Source organism: Bartonella sp. AP280QHHD, assembly GCF_042196125.1.
Taxonomy (GTDB): domain Bacteria; phylum Pseudomonadota; class Alphaproteobacteria; order Rhizobiales; family Rhizobiaceae; genus Bartonella.
Genome location: NZ_JBHIPQ010000038.1, coordinates 217,549 through 236,026 on the forward strand (window position 1 = coordinate 217,549; position 18,478 = coordinate 236,026).

Here is an 18,478-nt window from a genome sequence, read left to right on the forward strand (position 1 = left end):
TTGTTATTGGTCAATATTGAATAACGGATTCTTGCGTTTTTTTACAATAAGAGCGTTATATTACAATTTATGTTTGATTCGTTTTTTTCCATACTCGCTGGTGATTTTTTTTCTAAACTAATGCTTTTGCTTTTATTTATACTTGTCTGTTTGGCATTTTTTATGTTGATACATTCTCATCGAAAAAAAGCATTTTTGGAAAATGAAATTGCTGAACGCGCACGTGAGGCACAAATGCAGATGGCTACCTTGCTGAAAACACAAGCTGAAATGCAAGGACGAATGCAAACGATGGCGGAAATTTTTGGTCAACGGCAGGCTGAATTGAATAAATCACTCAGTGAGCAACTCAATGGGATGACAACAAGCTTAGGCCAAACACTTCAGGTACAGACCAAATCCACTTATGAAAATTTGAATCGTTTGCAAGAGCGTTTAGCAGTGATTGATGCAGCACAAAATAATATTCAATCGCTTACGGGACAAGTTGTTCAGTTGCAGTCCATTTTAAGCAATAAGCAGACGCGTGGTACTTTCGGTCAAGGGCGGATGGAAGCAATTATTGCCGATGCCTTACCAACAAACGCTTATGCTTTTCAGGCTGTTCTTTCCAATGGAAAGCGCCCAGATTGTCTCATTCATATGCCCAATAAAGCTCCTTCTCTTGTTGTTGATGCTAAATTTCCTCTGGAAGCTTGGAATGCTATGCGTAAGGCAGAATCAGCGCAAGAGCGTCAAGAGGCAGAACGCCAATTTCGTACCGATATGGAAGTTCATATTCGTGATATTGCACAAAAATATTTGATTCCTGGAGAAACCCATGACACTGCTTTCCTTTTTGTGCCATCTGAATCGATTTTCGCAACAATTTATGAGGACTTTGAGGCATTGGTACAAAAATCCAATAGAGCCCATGTGATTATTGTTTCACCATCTTTGTTGATGCTCTCTGTCCAAGTGGTACAAACCATTATGAAAGATGCGCGTATGCGTGAACAAGCGCATTTAATTCAATCAGAAGTAGCAAAATTGATGGAAGATTTTGGACGAATGGATACGCGTGTTCGCGCACTACAGAAGCACTTTCATAAAGCAGGTGAAGATATAGAGGGAATTTTGATATCGTCCTCCAAAATCATGAAACGGGCAAATCGCATTGAAACTGTCGAATTAAAAGAAAATTACTCTGAACCAACAAAAATGACAACATTGGCTCAGTCGCAAACATTGCGTTTTGCTGATGAGGAATAAAGCAAAGCAAGCTTCTTAGATATTACAAGTTAGATCATGTTCTTTATTGATTGGTAATCATTTTTTAGTATCTCTATCTTGTTTTATTTCTTAAACGAGAGGAATAGGAATATGCGACACCTTTTGTTTTTAGGGGCACTGGTGTTTTTGCTAGAGGGATGCGCAACAACCACTCCCATCCACACAAATAATGCTTGTGCTATTTTAGCACAAAAAAATGGTTTTTTTGACAATTGGGGTAAGGTGTCTCAAAGAGCGGAAATGCGCTATGGAATTCCTATGCCTATTATTCTTGCAACCATTAAGATGGAATCGAGCTTTCGTCACAATGCACGCCCTCCACGCAAAAAACTACTTGGTTTTATCCCATGGAAGCGTCGGTCGACAGCTTATGGTTATGCTCAAGCGCTTGATAGTACATGGGCAATGTATCTTCGCTCTACAGGAAAGTCTTTTGCATGGCGTACGAATTTCGCAGATGCTGCTGATTTTGTTGCTTGGTATCATAGCCAAAGTGTTCAACGCAATGGGGTGAGGTTTGATGATGCATATAGCCTTTATTTAAATTATCATATGGGGCATGGTGCTTATGCACGTAGTGGTGGGCATGTCAGTGCTGCGCTTTCACAGACAGCACAGCGCATGGCAAGGATATCGAGGCTCTATGAACAGCAATTAAAAAGATGTGGATGGCATTAGGGAAGATTTTTGAAAATCTCAATCAGGGAATTGATGGGATAAAATTATTCGAAAGCAAAATTCCACATGATATGATAAAATAGTGTCGTTTTCCGATCGTTCAATGAAATAAATTGTTATTTTTTAGAATAAACTCAAGCAACAGAAAGTTTTTGCAATACACAATATATTTGAAGATACTCTCGACATTTTTACTTCCTTTGTTAAAAAAATTTATAATAGAAACCATTTTCTATTTAGTGTTGGCATTTCGCATTGGGCTAAGTACTAGAGGTTATTGAAGAAAAATTTTAAAATATAATATCATTTTTTATTTTCATTATGCGTATTACTGGCTGATTATTATATGAATATTTTCTTTGTTAAGCGTATAAAATAGCAATTAAAACAAATGCAATTCGGGCATCATAAAAAGGGTAAAATATTCAATATAAAAAAACGAGAAATGCATTAAACGAAAAAACGTTGTTTTGTATAAAGAGGGCGCTACAGTCTTCAAAAAAACTAAGTGTATTTAGTATTGTATGAAATAAAACATAGTCGTCCATCCAGTTCATCTTAATTGAAAGAAGTTATCTTATTGTATTGTAAAAATACTCCTGTTTATAGGATGATAAGGTATATGCAACTTTATACACAATGAATATTCAGGGTAGGGAATATTCAGAGAAAGATTTGTAACGCCTATGAAGTAACAAGTCAGTCTCCAATGTTGTGATAGCTTTTGCATTTGAGAATATTTATGAGAAGCATTTTTATTCTTTTTCTTAAATGGTTTAAGATATTGATTTATAAAGATAATATATCGTTATTCATATTAAAGTAAGAATCTCGAATGGCGTAGGGTTTTATCGTTTCAGATCTCTTGAGGTTGAATCAATAAAACCATTGGCTTGCACATAACAAGCACAATGGGTATGTGGATAAAAACTGTGAAAGAAAAGACTAAAAATGTTTTTTTATGAACATACATTCTCAAATGTAAGAATTATCCGTAACATTGGGAATTAGCACATATAATGATAGCACCACTTTGCTCTTACACCTCGACCTTGTTTATGACGTGCAGGGAAAAAAATTAATTGATTCAATATATTATTTAAGTGTTAATATACCTTAGTATTGAGCAGGTATACGCTACTCAAGGTGGATAATTTTTAATTGGCAGAACATCTGATCAGCTAAAAATACTCGAAAAAAGTTCTGATTCGCAATAATTGAGAAGTATATTTTAATATTTTATTCTCTACTCTTTGTTTAAGTACTTCATATCTTTAAAAAAGATACCGGTAACCAACATATTATGATATTTGTGGAAATATTGTGGTAAAGGAAATTCAAATTTTGTCCTTTAAGACAAGGCGCAGGTTAAACAGCTCATTTTCTATTTCTGTGCAAAGCATAAAAAATTATCTACTTTCACGGTTGCGACAGTAAATTTTATAATCCAACAAATGATTAAAAATGTATTATAATATCATTAAGATGCAAGGAACAGGCGCTATTGGAATGATAATTAAATAGCACATAAACCTTTTAAATTGATGCACACATCTTTTATTATAATTGATTCCCTTGATAGAACAGTTGGTCTTTTTGGTGGAGCTAAGCGGGATCGAACCGCTGACCTCTTGCATGCCATGCAAGCGCTCTCCCAGCTGAGCTATAGCCCCTATAAAAACAAATTGTCCCAAAAAGACAGTATACAATTCCAGCTTTTCTAGAACGATCAAAATTGAAGATCAAGAAGAATTTACATTCAATAGAAAAGATGTCCTCTTTTACTTCTTTTAAGCATCGTCATCATTAGAAACACCGCCTCCGAGAATATCAGTAACGTCATCATCTTCATCGTCACCATCATGAGACAAAAATGTATCATCATCATCACCAAGATCTACATCACTATCTTCTAAATCAGGAAGATCGTCATCTTTAGAATCCACATCATCATCTTCAAGAAGCATAAAAGCAGATTTTTCAAGTGCTGTATCAAGCTCTTCAGTATCAACTTCTTCTTCATTATTTGCTTCCGCTGCTGCAACTTCAAAGTAAGAACGCGGATAAGAAATCCCTGTATAGGGCGACACAATAGGATCGCGATTTAGATCGTAAAATTTTTTTCCTGTTTCTGGATCAACACGTTTAGTTCCAAGTTCTTGTTTTGCCATAAACCGTGCCTCTTTGATTAACTATTATTCCATTAAAAGATAAATTTTATGGTGCTTAATCGAAAAATAATACCTTTGTCAAAGATAAATACACTGTTCCACAGTGATTTTTTCATGACGTCTTTTAAAGCATGTGCTAAAGGATGCACAATTTCATAAAAGTTAGATAGAATTAAATAGAATTTCCATGCAAAAAGCAATCCCTATAACCACCTATAAATCGAGTAGTCTCTCTGGAAAAATTCAAATACCAGGAGATAAATCAATCTCTCATCGCTCTCTTATATTGGGAGGATTAGCAAGTGGTGAGACATATATTCATGGATTACTTGAAAGCGCTGATGTACTCAATACAGCTGCTGCTATGCAAGCTATGGGTGCCTGTATTATTAAAAAAGAAGACTTTTGGATCATACGAGGAACAGGGAATGGTTGCCTTTTAGCTGCACAAAAACCTTTAGACTTTGGAAACGCTGGAACAGGTGCTCGTTTGGTTATGGGAATGGTTGGTCCGTATCATATGAAAACAACCTTTATTGGTGATGCTTCTCTCTCTAAACGTCCAATGGGACGTATCCTTGATCCACTGCGTCTCATGGGGGTTGAAATTGAGGCAACGCGCGACGATCACCTTCCTTTAACGCTTTATGGTCCGAAAATGGCTAATCCGATTCGTTACCGTGTTCCAATAGCTTCCTCCCAAATTAAATCAGCAATCCTGCTTGCTGGACTCAATACCGCCGGCACTACAACTGTTATTGAACCAGTTCTGACACGAGATCATACGGAAAAAATGTTAAAAGCATTCGGTGCGCAACTTGAAATAGAAAAAGATAACGAAGGTGCGCGTTTGATTCATCTTAATGGTCAACCCCATCTTACTGGACAAACGATTCATATTCCGGGTGATCCTTCTTCTGCTGCTTTTCCAATTATCGCAGCCCTTCTTATAGAAGACTCTGATATCACCATTGAAAATGTTTTGATAAATAACTCTCGAATAGGACTTATCGAAACATTGTGGGAAATGGGTGCTCAAATTGAATTTTTGAACCGACGTCAAACAGGTGGAGAGGATGTTGCTGATCTACGGATAAAATCATCGGTCCTTAGAGGCGTTACGGTGCCCAAAGAACGTGCTCCATCGATGATAGATGAATATCCTGCTTTGGCAGTAGCAGCTGCCTTTGCAGAAGGCAAAACAGTTATGCTAGGAATTGAAGAATTGCGTGTAAAAGAATCGGATCGATTGTCTGCTGTTGCTCAAGGATTAAAAATTAATTGCGTAGACTGTGAAGAAGGTCAAGATTTTCTTATTGTTTATGGAAAAGGTTCTGCCAAAGGTTTGGGGGGTGGGTATGTTGCCACACATCTTGATCATCGAATTGCTATGTGTTTTCTCATTTTTGGGCTTGTGTCAGAAAAACCTGTTACCATTGATGATAAACGAATGATCGCTACGAGCTTTCCAGAATTTATTCCTTTTATAAAACAACTTGGGGGAAAAATCGCTTGAAGCCTTTTGTTATCGCCATTGATGGACCTGCTGCCTCAGGCAAAGGAACCTTAGCACGCAAAATTGCTGCACATTATCGCCTTCGTCATCTCGATACTGGTCTTACTTATCGTAGTGTTGCTCATACGCTTTTACAACAAAATTTAGCTCTTAATGATGAAAAAAATGCTATTATTTATGCTAAAGAACTTGATTTTAATACCTTAAATCCTTCTCTTCTTTCTTCTCATGAACTTGGTGAAGCGGCTTCAAAAATAGCAATTAACCCTGCTGTACGCAAAATTCTTGTCGAAAAACAACGCAACTTTGCTAAAGTTTTGCCCGGCTGTGTGCTTGATGGGCGTGATATCGGAACGATTGTTTGTCCTGATGCCGATATCAAGTTTTATATTCTAGCCAATGTTCAAACACGCGCCAAACGCCGCTACCAAGAGATTTTAAAAAAAGGTGTTCAAGCAAATTATCATGAAATCCTAGCTCAACTTGAACAGCGCGACAGTCGCGATATAACGCGCAAACAAAGTCCACTAAAACCAGCAAAAAACGCCCACTTGCTTGATACGTCAGAATTGAGTATAGAAGCAACATTTGAAATTGCATGCAGTTTTGTTGATCCAATCATAAAAATGCATATAATTGGATAAATTCGTTAAGGTAACTTCCAGCCTAGCGCTAACTTTTTTCCTTTATTCAAGGAAAAGGCTAGGGAGTTACTTATGTTAACACTAACCTAGCGCTCATACCTTATAATACAAGGTATATATTAGGAGTTCTTATGTCACAATACAATCCCACAACAGCGGATTTTGAAGCCCTTTTAACAGAATCTTTTCAAACTAATGATCTTAATGAAGGATCTGTTGTTAAAGGTCGTGTTATTGCAATCGAAAAAGACATGGCCATTATTGATGCTGGTCTTAAAGTCGAAGGACGTATTCCTCTCAAAGAATTTGGAGCTAAAGCAAAAGATGGTTCTTTGCAAGTTGGCGATGAAGTTGAGGTTTACATTGAACGCATTGAAAATGCGATGGGTGAAGCTGTTTTATCGCGTGAAAAAGCACGGCGCGAAGAAAGTTGGGTCCGTTTGGAGGAAAAATTCAATGCTGGTGCACGCGTTGATGGAGTGATCTTTAGCCAAGTAAAAGGTGGTTTTACAGTCGATCTTGATGGTGCCGTTGCTTTCTTGCCTCGCAGCCAAGTTGATATTCGTCCCATTCGTGATGTTTCACCCCTCATGCATAATTCACAGTCCTTTGAAATTTTGAAGATGGATCGTCGTCGTGGCAATATTGTGGTTTCACGTCGCACTGTTTTAGAAGAAAGTCGCGCTGAGCAACGTTCAGAAATCGTACAAAATCTTGAAGAAAACCAAATCGTTGAAGGTGTGGTGAAAAATATTACAGATTATGGTGCCTTTGTTGATCTTGGTGGGATTGATGGTCTCTTGCACGTTACAGATATGGCATGGCGGCGTGTTAATCACCCATCTGAAGTGCTCACAATTGGCCAAACGATTAAAGTGCAGATTATTCGCATTAATCAAGATACGCACCGTATTTCTCTTGGAATGAAACAGCTTGAAAGTGATCCTTGGGAAAGCATCAGTGTCCGGTATCCGATTGGTAAAAAAATTACGGGTGCTGTTACCAACATTACTGATTACGGTGGTTTTGTTGAAATTGAACCAGGAATCGAAGGGCTGATCCATGTTTCTGAAATGAGCTGGACAAAGAAAAATGTTCATCCTGGAAAAATTCTGTCTACATCACAAGAAGTAGAAGTGGTTGTTCTTGAGATTGATCCTTCTAAACGGCGTATTTCTCTTGGCTTAAAACAAACATTTGAAAATCCATGGGAAGCTTTTGCCAATAAATTTCCTATCAATTCGCAAATTGAAGGAGAGGTTAAAAATAAAACAGAATTTGGTCTGTTTATTGGGCTTGAAGGCGATGTTGACGGTATGGTTCATTTGTCTGATCTTGATTGGAACCGTCCTGGTGAACAAGTTATTGATACTTATAATAAAGGCGATATCGTTAAGGCTGTGGTCCTTGATGTTGACATTGAAAAAGAGCGCATTTCTCTTGGAATTAAGCAGCTTTCCAGCGATAAAGTTGGAGAAGCAGCTGCTTCTGGCGAATTGCGAAAAGGTGCAGTTGTAACATGCGAAGTGATTGCTGTTAACGACAATGACATTGGTGTGAAATTGATTGACCACAACCTTGAGACAACCATTCGGCGTGCTGATCTTGCGCGTGATCGTGATGAGCAACGTCCTGAGCGTTTCGCAATTGGGCAAAAGGTTGATGCTCGCATCACAGCATTTGATAAAAAAACACGTAAAATTTCAGTATCGATTAAAGCTTTAGAAATTGCAGAGGAAAAAGAAGCTGTTGCACAATATGGTTCTACAGATTCAGGTGCTTCTCTTGGTGATATTCTGGGTGCAGCTTTGAAAAAACAAGAACAAGATTAATCATCAATCATTAAAGTTGGTTTTATTATTAAGGTCACTCATTAGGAGTGACCTTTTTATTTTATAAAAAAATTGTCTGCTTATTTTTAAATTATTGAAACAAAAATTATAAATGCTTGCAAATAAAAACAAAAAGTTTGTTTTTTGTCTAACAACGGTTCACTATTCAGATAAAATGCTTAAAATTTAAATAAAAAACAATGTAATTGAATAACAATGGGACACTATGACGTGCATAATACCTTTCATAAAGTGCTTTTTTTCTCAAAAAGAGAAAAAAGATCATTTTATTAATACGGATTTTCCTCTTCGTGCAATTTATAAGGTACAGGAAGATCTTTATAACTTAGGGCATGATATAGCTTCTGGTAAAGAAATTTTACTCCCTGAATATGAAGGAGTAGGAGATTTTCGCAAGAGATTGAATGAAAATGCTAAACTTATTCTTCATGCCTTTCATACCAGTGATTTTGCTGCCCGAAATGATGAAACCATCGCACCATCTGCTCAATGGCTCATTGATAATCATTACACCATTGATAAAACCATACAAAAGCTACGTCGTAATCTACCCAAGTCCTTCATAAAGCAACTTCCTCTTTCTACACACAAAGCCGGAATACCACGAATTTTTGCTTTAACTTGGCTTTATATTGCGCATACCGATAGCAGCTTTTCACAAGAAACACTCATGGCTATGACCAACGGATTTCAAGAAGTTTGTGCGCTCACAATTGGTGAATTGTGGGCTCTTCCTTCAGTTATGCAAATGCTGCTCATTGAAAATGTCCGTCGTCTTTCAGTACGTATCGAAAAAGCGCGACATATGCGCCATCTTGCTAGTCAAGTAGCTGATAAAATTTCTCTTGTAGAAAATAAAACAAATCTACACTCTCTTTTTACGCAGTATAAACCATTTACTGTTGATCCAACTTTTTCAGCACATTTATTCTATCGCCTGCGCAGTGCATCTGTCGATTCAACCGTAGCATTAACTTGGCTTGAAAAGCAATTGAAAAGCCAAGGCAGTAGCTTAGAGATTGCAACAGCTGATGAACATACCCGACAAGCAGCAGATGGTGTGACCATGGGAAATATTATCTGTTCTCTTAAAGCTATAGATGATGTTGATTGGACAGCATGGTTTGAAACAGTGAGTTGTGTCGATTCTATTTTGCGTAAAAATAGTGATTTTTCTGAAATTGATGCTCACTCACGCAATATTTATCGACAAGTCATTGAAAAAGTTTCTCGCTTTTCGCCTCTTAGTGAACTGGAAGTTGCACATAAAGTTGTAGAAATGGCAAATTCCACTTCTAAAGATATGCCTCATCATTCTTGTGTGGGGTGGTACCTTGTTGATGATGGTCGTGGCATATTTGAAAAGGCTTGTGGGTATATTCCGCCCTTTCTCATAAAATGGACACGCGCTTCCTGTTGCTCAAAATTGAGAGTCATCGCCGTTCCTGTCTCTTTTCTGACGCTTGCTCTTTTGCTGGTAATTTACGCCCTTTTACAGCTATCTGGCATGACACAATGGATGTCTTTTTGCTTTACTGGATTGGCGCTTTTTCCTGCTATCGATGCTGCTTTTGCTTTATTTAACACTGTTGTTTCGTGGTTTGTCCCATCAAAACAACTCATTGGTTATGAATATAAAGAAGGTATTCCAAAACATGCACGGACAATGGTTGTTGTACCTACTTTGATGACATCACGCGCTGACATTGATGAACAAGTGCGCAATCTTGAAGTGCACTATCTTTCCAATCCTAAAGGTGCCATTCATTTTGCACTCATTACAGATTGGGTGGATGCTCCATTGAGAGAAACGCAAGATGATCTTGATTTATTGCACTATGCGCAAAAGAGTATTGATAAACTCAATAGTCGTTATCATCGTGATAAACTTCCGCTTTTTTTCCTTTTACATCGCCGACGCCTTTATAATACAAGCGAAAAATGTTGGATGGGATGGGAACGAAAGCGAGGAAAACTTCATGAACTTAATCGGCTCTTAAGAGGCGATAAAAATACAAGCTTTTATCCTCGCAATCCACATCTTCCTATGGATTGCCGTTTTGTTATGACGCTGGATTGTGATACACGTCTTACTCCAGAGAGCGTCGCGAAACTTGTTGGAAAGCTTAACCATCCACTCAATTATCCCGTTTTTGATCCACAAAGTGGAAAGGTTGTAAAGGGCTATAGCATTTTACAACCACGCATTATTCCTTCTCTTACAACAGGAAAAAAAACATCAATTCTCCAACGGGTTTTTTCTATCAACCGTGGCATTGATCCTTATGTTTTTGCTGTTTCTGATACTTATCAAGATCTTTTAGGAGAAGGCACCTTTATCGGTAAAGGTCTTTATAATATTGATGCATTTGAACAAGCACTTGATGGAAAAATTAAAGAAAATACTATTCTTAGTCATGATCTCTTAGAAGGAGGTTATGCTCGTACTGCTCTGGTAAGTAGCATAGAAGTCATTGAAGACTATCCAACCGCTTACAATATTGATGTTATGCGTTATCATCGTTGGGTCCGCGGTGATTGGCAGCTTTTGCCTTATCTTTTTCCCCACCGTCAAATAAGTTCCGTGACGCGTTGGAAAATGCAGGATAATTTACGTCGTTCTCTCACTCCACTTATGTGGTTAATCGCAGCATTTGCAGGATGGGCTTTTTTGTCTTTAAAGAGTGCAATCGTCTGGCAACTATTCTTGTTGTTTAGCTCCTTCATTTCACCCATTCTATGTGTATTAAAAACGCTTGTCTCATCCAATATAGATCATTCTTTGCGTGGACATTTTCAATTAATTTGGAACAAAATTGCTCTTACAAGCGCTGATATATTTCTTAAAACGACGTTTCTTGCTCATTCGGCGTATTTTATGACCGATGCGATTATTCGTACACTCTATCGTATGACGATTTCAAAACAGCATCTTCTTGAATGGAAAACTTCTGCCGCAACAAAATCAATACCCAATAGTTTGCGTTTCTATGTTTTTACAATGGCACCAGCATCGCTTATTGGTATTCTTACTATAGCACTCCCTCTTTTTTCTGATAGTTTTGCAAGCTTGGTTGCTTTGCCTTTTGGGATAGCATGGTTTTTTTCACCCTTCATTGCTTGGATTGTGAGTCAACCTTCAACCTTTCAAGATAGCCTTGATCTTTCTTCAAAAGATGAAAAAAAACTCCGTTCTATTGCACGGCGGACATGGCTTTATTATGCAACCTTTGTCAATGCACAAAACAACTATTTGCCTCCCGATAATTTTCAAGAAGATCCTGAACCTCTTGTTGCTCAACGTACATCGCCTACGAATATTGGGGTTTATCTCCTTTCTATTATTGCTGCACGTGATTTTGGTTGGATTGGTTTTGAAGAGACCATTACCCGTATTGAATGTACATTACGCTCTCTTGCAAAAATGGAAAAGTTCCGCGGTCATCTCTATAATTGGTATGAAACGGATACACTCAGGCCTCTTTTGCCTACTTATGTATCAACCGTTGATTCAGGAAATCTTGCCGGTCATTTGGTAACACTCTCTTCTGCCTTAAGTGAATGGGCTGAAAAACCTCATGTTTTTTTTCAAAGTGATCGAGAAGGCTTATCGGATGTTCTTGCTATTCTTGAAGAAACTGTCAGAGAAATTCCAGATCATCAACCCAGTTTACGCTCTTTACGCCAAAAAATCGAAGAAAACATCACTCGTTTTCATGATTCTATCTTCACTTTTATAGAACAAGAAAATACGATTCCTTCTCACATCATAGATCTTTCACTTGCAGCCCATGATATTGTGCACTTAGTCGGTGAACTTGACCACAAAATTCAAACGATAGAATCTGCTCGTGCGCTTTCTTGGGCTAAATGCCTTATCGACACCTGTAACGCTCATCATAATGATGCGACTGCTCATTGTGATACTGAAAAATTACGTAAAAAACTAAACAGGCTGGCTATAGCGGCAAGGCAAATAGCCTTTGATATGAAATTTGACTTTTTAGAACAGCCTAAACGGCATCTCTTATCCATTGGATATCGTGTTCAAGAAAACAAACTCGATGAAAATTGTTATGACCTGCTTGCTTCAGAAGCACGTCTTGCAAGCTTTTTTGCCATCGCAAAAGGAGATATAAAACTTAAACATTGGTTTCGTCTTGGTCGACTTCTCGTACCCATAGGTGGGAAAGGTGCACTCCTATCATGGTCTGGATCAATGTTCGAATATCTTATGCCATCTCTCGTAATGCATGAACCTTTAGGATCTCTCCTAGATCAAACAAATCGATTGATTATTCGTTGTCAAATACAATATGCCCATAAACGGGAATTGCCATGGGGTATTTCAGAAGCCGCATTTAATGCTCGCGATCATTTAATGAATTACCAATACGCTCATTTTGGTGTTCCAAACCTCGGACTCCAACGTGGTCTTTCACGCAATGCTGTCATTGCTCCCTATGCCAGCCTTCTAGCGGCACAATATGCTCCTGCTTGCGCTGTCGCTAATTTAAAACGACTCCGTGATCTTGGAGCTTTAGGAACATATGGTTATTATGACTCTGTTGATTTTACTCCAACACGCGTGAAAACAGGGGAAAAATACGCCATTATACGCAATTATTATGCGCACCATCATGGCATGTCTATCCTTGCTCTTAACAATGTTATTTTTCAAGGGCGAATGCGTGATCGTTTTCACCGTGATCCCGTTATTGAAGCAACACAATTGCTCTTACAAGAAAGAGCGCCTCATCTCATTCCTATTATTCATACCAAAGCTGTTAATCGTATGCGCAATAAGTCTCAAGCATTTGACGCAGCCCCTTTGCGCATTATTACAAACCCGTTACTCAAACCACGAGCAACTTTACTTTTGTCTAATGGCTTTTATTCTACCATGTTAACAGCGAACGGTTCTGGTTACAGCCGTTGGCACGATTATGCGATTACGCGCTTTATTCCTGATGCAACAGAAGATCAACAAGGTACTTTATTCTTCTTACGTGATACGCATAGTGGACGGTGGTGGTCTGTTACTGGTGAGCCAACACGTGTTATTGAAGAAGAAGCTGTCAGCATTTTTACAGATGAAAAGGCTGAATATACAAAAATGGTTGATGGTATTAAATCAACACTTGAATGTCTTATTACATCTGAAGGATGTGGCGAAGGGAGACGTATTCAACTGATGAATACGACAAATAAAGACCGACTCATTGAAGTGACTTCTTATGGTGAATTAGCGCTTGCCACGATGGATACAGACCAAGTTCATCCTGTTTTTTCCCGTATGTTTATAGAGACAGAAATTACTGAAGAAGGTAAAACAATTTTTGCCAAAAGGCGCAAACGCTCGCCTAGTGATCCTGAAATCTATGTTACCCATTTTGTTTCTAGTACAACAGATATTCTCCAAGAGACAGAAGCTGAAACAGATCGCTCTCTGTTTATTGGTCGGGGGCGATCCATTCATCGTCCTGCTGCATTTGACCAAAATGCTCGTTTCAGTAACAGTCAAGGTTGTGTTCTTGACCCTGTTATGTCATTGCGATGCCGTATAAAAATTCCAGCCCATGAAAAAGCAGAACTTATTTTTTGGACTTTTGCTGCTCATACAAAAGAAGCGCTAAATAATCATATTAAACATTATCGACAACCTGATATGTTTCAAAAAGAACTTTCAATGGCATGGACGCGCTCACAAGTCGCACTGTATCAGAGCGGAACCCAGCTTAAAGAAGCTATTGTCTATCAAAAATATGCAACACCACTTATTTATCCAGAAAGAACGTGGCGTCTTCCTTCTGAAATATTAGCAAAAACGCTAGGAAAACAGTCTAATCTTTGGCCCATGTCTATCTCAGGAGACAATCCACTCTGTCTTCTTAGATTAAATAACGAGGGAAATATAACTGTACTGCGCGAGCTCCTTAAAGCACATGAATATTGGCGTATGCGCGGTCTTATTGTTGATTTGGTCATTCTCAATGAACAAACATTTTCTTATATACAAAGTACACAACGCGCTCTTGAGTGGGTCTGTGAATCTTATTATCACCACACGCAAAAAGCAGATGAACGCCAACATATTTTCATGCTTCGACGCGATCAAATGAGTGAACAGAGTTTTAAAACGCTTCTTGCATCAGCGCGTATCGTTCTTGATGCCCAAAATGGCTCTTTATCTGAACAACTTAAACGACTTGATGAGAATGATTTTAATCTCACAGTTCGTAAAAATTATCAAGAACCTTATGATCAATTAGACTTGCCAAGATATAACGAAGGACAGCAATTTACAACACAAACTGAACAAAATCTTTTTTCTTCCATTGGTCTTATTAGCCAACAAAAACCATCCTCTTTTCTCCCAAATGGAGAAGATCTAAGATATTGGAATGGTTACGGTGGTTTTAATCAGCACAATCATTATGTAATACGTCTTCATGGACGTACCACTACACCGCATCCGTGGATTAATGTCATTGCTAATCACAGATTTGGTTTTCATGTCTCTGCTGAAGGTGCAATTTTTACTTGGGCTAACAATAGCCGCGATTATCAACTAACTCCTTGGGCGAATGATCCAACGTCTAACCGACCAGGAGAAGCTCTTTATCTGGTTGATCGCCAGTCTTTAAAACGTTTCTCACCCGTTTCTACTGTTGAATGTGACGAAAATATTGTCTATGAGGCGTGTCATGGGTTTGGATTCTCAACTTTTAAATCAACACATTCAGAAATCGCATTAGAACTGACTCATACACTTGATCCCGAAAAACCTATTCGCTTTTCACGTCTTATCCTTACGAATGAAGGGAAAAAACCACGCAGTTTACGCCTTTATAATTATGTTGAATGGGTTTTGGGAAATGTCCGTACAAAATATGCCCCCTTTATTGTTTCCTCTTATGAGACCAGATGGGGTGCACATTTTATTCAAAATCCCTATCACATCGAGAAATCTCAACAAGTTACATTTTTATCAGCGTCCGAAATGCCAACCAGCACTACGACCAATCGCGCTGAATTTATTGGTGCAACGGGAACCGTAACACGTCCAAATGCGATCCGTAAAGCCGCTGCTCTTTCGAATACCATTGAAGCAGGATGTGATCCTTGTTCAGCATTCGCCTATGATATTGATCTTCAACCAGGGCAAACAAAAGAAATCATCTTCTATCTTGGCAGTGCTGAAAATAGGCAAGAAGCTGAAAAATTACTCAATCAAGTACGTGCAAGTGATTTTGAAATTCAGCTCACAAAACAAAAACAGCAATGGAGTGATTTTGTTTCTCCTTTCCAAGTCAAAACACCTGATGCTTCTTTTAATCTTATGGTCAACCATTGGCTTCCTTATCAAATCTACGCATGCCGCATCATGGCACGCGCAGGCTTTTACCAAGCGAGTGGTGCATTTGGTTTTCGTGACCAGTTACAAGATAGCTTGTCTTTGTTATTGCTGGAACCACAATTAGCACGTGAACAATTGTTAAATGCAGCAGCGCACCAATTTCTTGAAGGTGATGTGCAACATTGGTGGTTGCCTGACACAAATGCTGGTGTTCGTACATACATTTCTGATGATATCGTTTGGCTTGCATATGCAACAGCTCTTTATGTCACTACCACTGGTGATGACGCTTTTCTTGATACGCTCATTCCTTTTATTGAAGGTGATGTTCTCAAAAGTGGGCAACAGGATGCTTATTTTCAACCCACCCAATCCCCAAAGGTTGCAACAGTTTATGAACATTGTGTTTTAGCTTTAGACCTTGCCATTAAACGCTGCGGACCACATGGTCTCCCTCTTATTTTAGGTGGGGATTGGAATGATGGCATGAATTTGGTCGGTGTGGAAGGAAAAGGCGAAAGCATTTGGTTAGGATGGTTTCTTGGGTACACATTACAAGCATTTATCTCTTTAGCCAAAAAACGTGCTGACAATAGCCATATGCAAATATGGAGTACGTACCTTGAACATTTAACAAAATGCCTAGAGAAAAATGGTTGGGATGGTGCTTGGTATCGACGTGGTTATTTTGATGATGGAACACCTCTTGGCTCTAAAATCAATGATGAATGTCAAATTGATACCATTGCTCAATCTTGGGCTATCATTTCTCAAATGGCATCGCCTGAACGTCAAAAACAAGCAATGACATCAATGTTGGAACATCTCTATGATAAAAAAGGCGGACTCATTCGCCTTTTTTGGCCGCCTTTTGATAAAAGTACGCTCGAGCCTGGTTATATAAAAGGTTATCCTCCAGGAATTCGAGAAAATGGTGGTCAATACACGCATGGTGCCATTTGGAGTATTTTTGCGTTGGCTGAAATGGAACAAAACGATAAAGCTTATGCTTTATTTTCTATGATAAACCCAATTACCCATGGACAAGATCCTGAAATTTATCGTGTTGAACCTTATGTAATGGTCGCAGATATTTATGCTGTTGAACCACGATGTGGTCAAGGCGGTTGGACTTGGTATACAGGTTCAGCCGGTTGGTTTTATCGCGCCGCAACACAAGCTATTCTTGGAATACAGCGTCAGGGAGACCTATTGTTTTTGCAGCCACATTTACCCTCTATTTGGCCAAAATATGAAGCAACAATGAAGTTTTATGATGCCGTTTATTGCATTAAAGTAAAATGGGGACCTAAAAATATGCTCTATATTAATAGCAAAGAATATACCGAAGTTCATATAGGGATAAAGTTACAAAAAACAGGTCAGCATGAAATTATACGTATTGTCAAATCTTAAAGATTAAAGATGAAAAAAGAGAGCAGACTTTTTATTCTTGTCCAAAACTGTAGAGTTGTTATATTGCACCGCCTATATTAGCCGTGTTGGTGCATAATATTTTAGATTTTATGAAAATGAAAGAAAAAGGTTATGAATCATCCGGATATTGCTAGACGTGTTTACAATCACACTTGGAAACTTGATCCCATTATTCGGTCACTTCTTGATACGGATTTTTATAAGCTTCTAATGGTGCAGATGATTTGGGGGTTATATCCTAATGTTAATGTTACTTTTTCCCTCATAAATCGCTCTAAAACAATACGTCTTGCCGACGATATTGATGAGAGTGAATTGCGTGCCCAACTTGATCATGCTCTTAGTTTGCGCTTTACAAAAAAAGAAATGATTTGGCTTGCTGGTAATACATTTTATGGACGCAAACAAATTTTTGAACCGGATTTTCTTCAGTGGCTTGAGAATTTTCAACTTCCAGAATATGAACTCACCCGCAAAGATGGCCAATATATCCTTCATTTTCATGGACCCTGGGCCCATAGTTCCATGTGGGAAATTCCTGCCCTTGCTATTATTAGTGAATTACGTTCACGTGCTGCTCTCAAAAAACTAGATCGTTTTGCTCTTGATGTACTTTATGCGCGTGCTAAAGCAAAAATGTGGAGTAAAGTTGAACGTCTCAAAAAATTGCCTGATATTAAAATATCTGACTTTGGGACAAGGCGCCGCCATTCTTTTTTATGGCAGCGCTGGTGTGTGGAAGCATTAAAAGAAGGGATTGGTAATTCTTTTACTGGAACTTCTAATGTTCTTCTTGCCATGGATACGGATTTAGAAGCTCTTGGAACCAATGCACACGAATTGCCCATGGTTATTGCGGCTCTCAGCAATAACGATGATGAATTACGCAGAGCTCCGTATCAAGTTTTGCAGGATTGGAACCGTTATTATGGTGGAAATCTTCTCATTGTTTTACCTGATACCTTTGGTACAGAAGCATTTTTACGCAATGCACCAGATTGGGTAGCTGATTGGACGGGTTTCAGACCCGATAGTGCGCCCCCTATTGAAGGTGGCGAACGTATTATTCAATGGTGGAAAGAAAAAGGAAAAGATCCATGCAAAAAACTTCTAATTTTTTCTGATGCTCTTGATGTCAATACAATTGAAAAAACCTATCATCATTTCCATGGTAGAGTGCGCATGAGTTTTGGATGGGGCACGGATCTTACCAATGACTTTACAGGCTGTGCACCTCAGGAAATCGAGACTCTTGATGCTCTTTCCCTTGTTTGTAAGGTGACCTATGCCAATGGTCGACCAGCCGTGAAACTTTCAGATAATCCTGAAAAAACGATCGGTGATTCAAAAGAAGTACAACGTTATATCAATTTTTTTGGTAATACAAAGCGAATTGCTAGACCTATAAAGACGTAGTTTTCGGCTCTTTAAAACAAGTATATTGCCTCATCATATTGTTTATAAAATTGATTTTTGTCCTGCCTTAAAACGAGGATTTTTAACCTTGGCTGGTCTGTAAACCGTTCGGCTGTTTTTTGAGCAGATTC

General features: G+C 38.5%; 8 protein-coding genes and 1 tRNA gene. 7 read left to right on the top strand and 2 right to left on the bottom strand.

Going from position 1 to position 18,478, the window contains the following annotated elements:
• Positions 1–69: 69 nt before the first annotated feature.
• Both ACFIMK_RS05810 and ACFIMK_RS05815 read left to right on the top strand, forming a co-directional pair.
• Positions 70–1,251, top strand: coding sequence for a DNA recombination protein RmuC (locus ACFIMK_RS05810; RefSeq protein WP_375612812.1), 1,182 nt, complete (start codon positions 70–72; stop codon positions 1,249–1,251).
• 111 nt (positions 1,252–1,362) lie between these two features.
• Positions 1,363–1,950, top strand: coding sequence for a hypothetical protein (locus ACFIMK_RS05815; RefSeq protein ID WP_375612813.1), 588 nt, complete (start codon positions 1,363–1,365; stop codon positions 1,948–1,950).
• Positions 1,951–3,547: 1,597 nt separating this feature from the next.
• On the opposite strand, the gene ACFIMK_RS05820 is transcribed toward ACFIMK_RS05815, so the two are convergent.
• Positions 3,548–3,623: transfer RNA gene (locus tag ACFIMK_RS05820), tRNA-Ala, on the bottom strand.
• Positions 3,624–3,740: 117 nt separating this feature from the next.
• Positions 3,741–4,121, bottom strand: coding sequence for a TIGR02300 family protein (locus tag ACFIMK_RS05825; protein ID WP_375611400.1), 381 nt, complete (start codon positions 4,119–4,121; stop codon positions 3,741–3,743).
• 187 nt (positions 4,122–4,308) lie between these two features.
• On the opposite strand from ACFIMK_RS05825, the gene aroA reads away from it, so the two are divergent.
• The 5 genes from aroA (at position 4,309) to pncB (ending at position 18,347) form a co-directional block, all read left to right on the top strand.
• Complete coding sequence (gene aroA / locus ACFIMK_RS05830; RefSeq protein WP_375611401.1) at positions 4,309–5,637, top strand: 3-phosphoshikimate 1-carboxyvinyltransferase; 1,329 nt, start codon at positions 4,309–4,311, stop codon at positions 5,635–5,637.
• Positions 5,634–6,281 (top strand): (d)CMP kinase, encoded by a 648-nt coding sequence (gene cmk / locus ACFIMK_RS05835; RefSeq protein ID WP_375611402.1) that lies wholly within the window; start codon positions 5,634–5,636, stop codon positions 6,279–6,281. The genes aroA and cmk overlap by 4 nt, the downstream gene beginning before the upstream one ends.
• Before the next feature lie 131 nt (positions 6,282–6,412).
• Complete coding sequence (gene rpsA, locus ACFIMK_RS05840; protein WP_375638158.1) at positions 6,413–8,113, top strand: 30S ribosomal protein S1; 1,701 nt, start codon at positions 6,413–6,415, stop codon at positions 8,111–8,113.
• 226 nt (positions 8,114–8,339) lie between these two features.
• On the top strand, positions 8,340–16,910 hold the full coding sequence (locus ACFIMK_RS05845) for a GH36-type glycosyl hydrolase domain-containing protein (RefSeq protein WP_375682869.1): 8,571 nt from the start codon (positions 8,340–8,342) through the stop codon (positions 16,908–16,910).
• A gap of 132 nt (positions 16,911–17,042) precedes the next feature.
• Positions 17,043–18,347, top strand: a complete 1,305-nt coding sequence (gene pncB, locus ACFIMK_RS05850; RefSeq protein ID WP_375693525.1) for a nicotinate phosphoribosyltransferase — start codon at positions 17,043–17,045, stop codon at positions 18,345–18,347.
• Positions 18,348–18,478: the final 131 nt, after the last annotated feature.

What these genes read in the sequence shown, in the direction of transcription:
- aroA (WP_375611401.1), top strand. Translation starts at nt 4,309, where the DNA reads ATGCAAAAAGCAATCCCTATAACCACCTATAAATCGAGTAGTCTCTCT.
- ACFIMK_RS05810 (WP_375612812.1), top strand. Translation starts at nt 70, where the DNA reads ATGTTTGATTCGTTTTTTTCCATACTCGCTGGTGATTTTTTTTCTAAA.
- pncB (WP_375693525.1), top strand. Translation starts at nt 17,043, where the DNA reads ATGAATCATCCGGATATTGCTAGACGTGTTTACAATCACACTTGGAAA.
- ACFIMK_RS05825 (WP_375611400.1), bottom strand. Translation starts at nt 4,121, where the DNA reads ATGGCAAAACAAGAACTTGGAACTAAACGTGTTGATCCAGAAACAGGA.
- rpsA (WP_375638158.1), top strand. Translation starts at nt 6,413, where the DNA reads ATGTCACAATACAATCCCACAACAGCGGATTTTGAAGCCCTTTTAACA.
- ACFIMK_RS05845 (WP_375682869.1), top strand. Translation starts at nt 8,340, where the DNA reads ATGACGTGCATAATACCTTTCATAAAGTGCTTTTTTTCTCAAAAAGAG.
- ACFIMK_RS05815 (WP_375612813.1), top strand. Translation starts at nt 1,363, where the DNA reads ATGCGACACCTTTTGTTTTTAGGGGCACTGGTGTTTTTGCTAGAGGGA.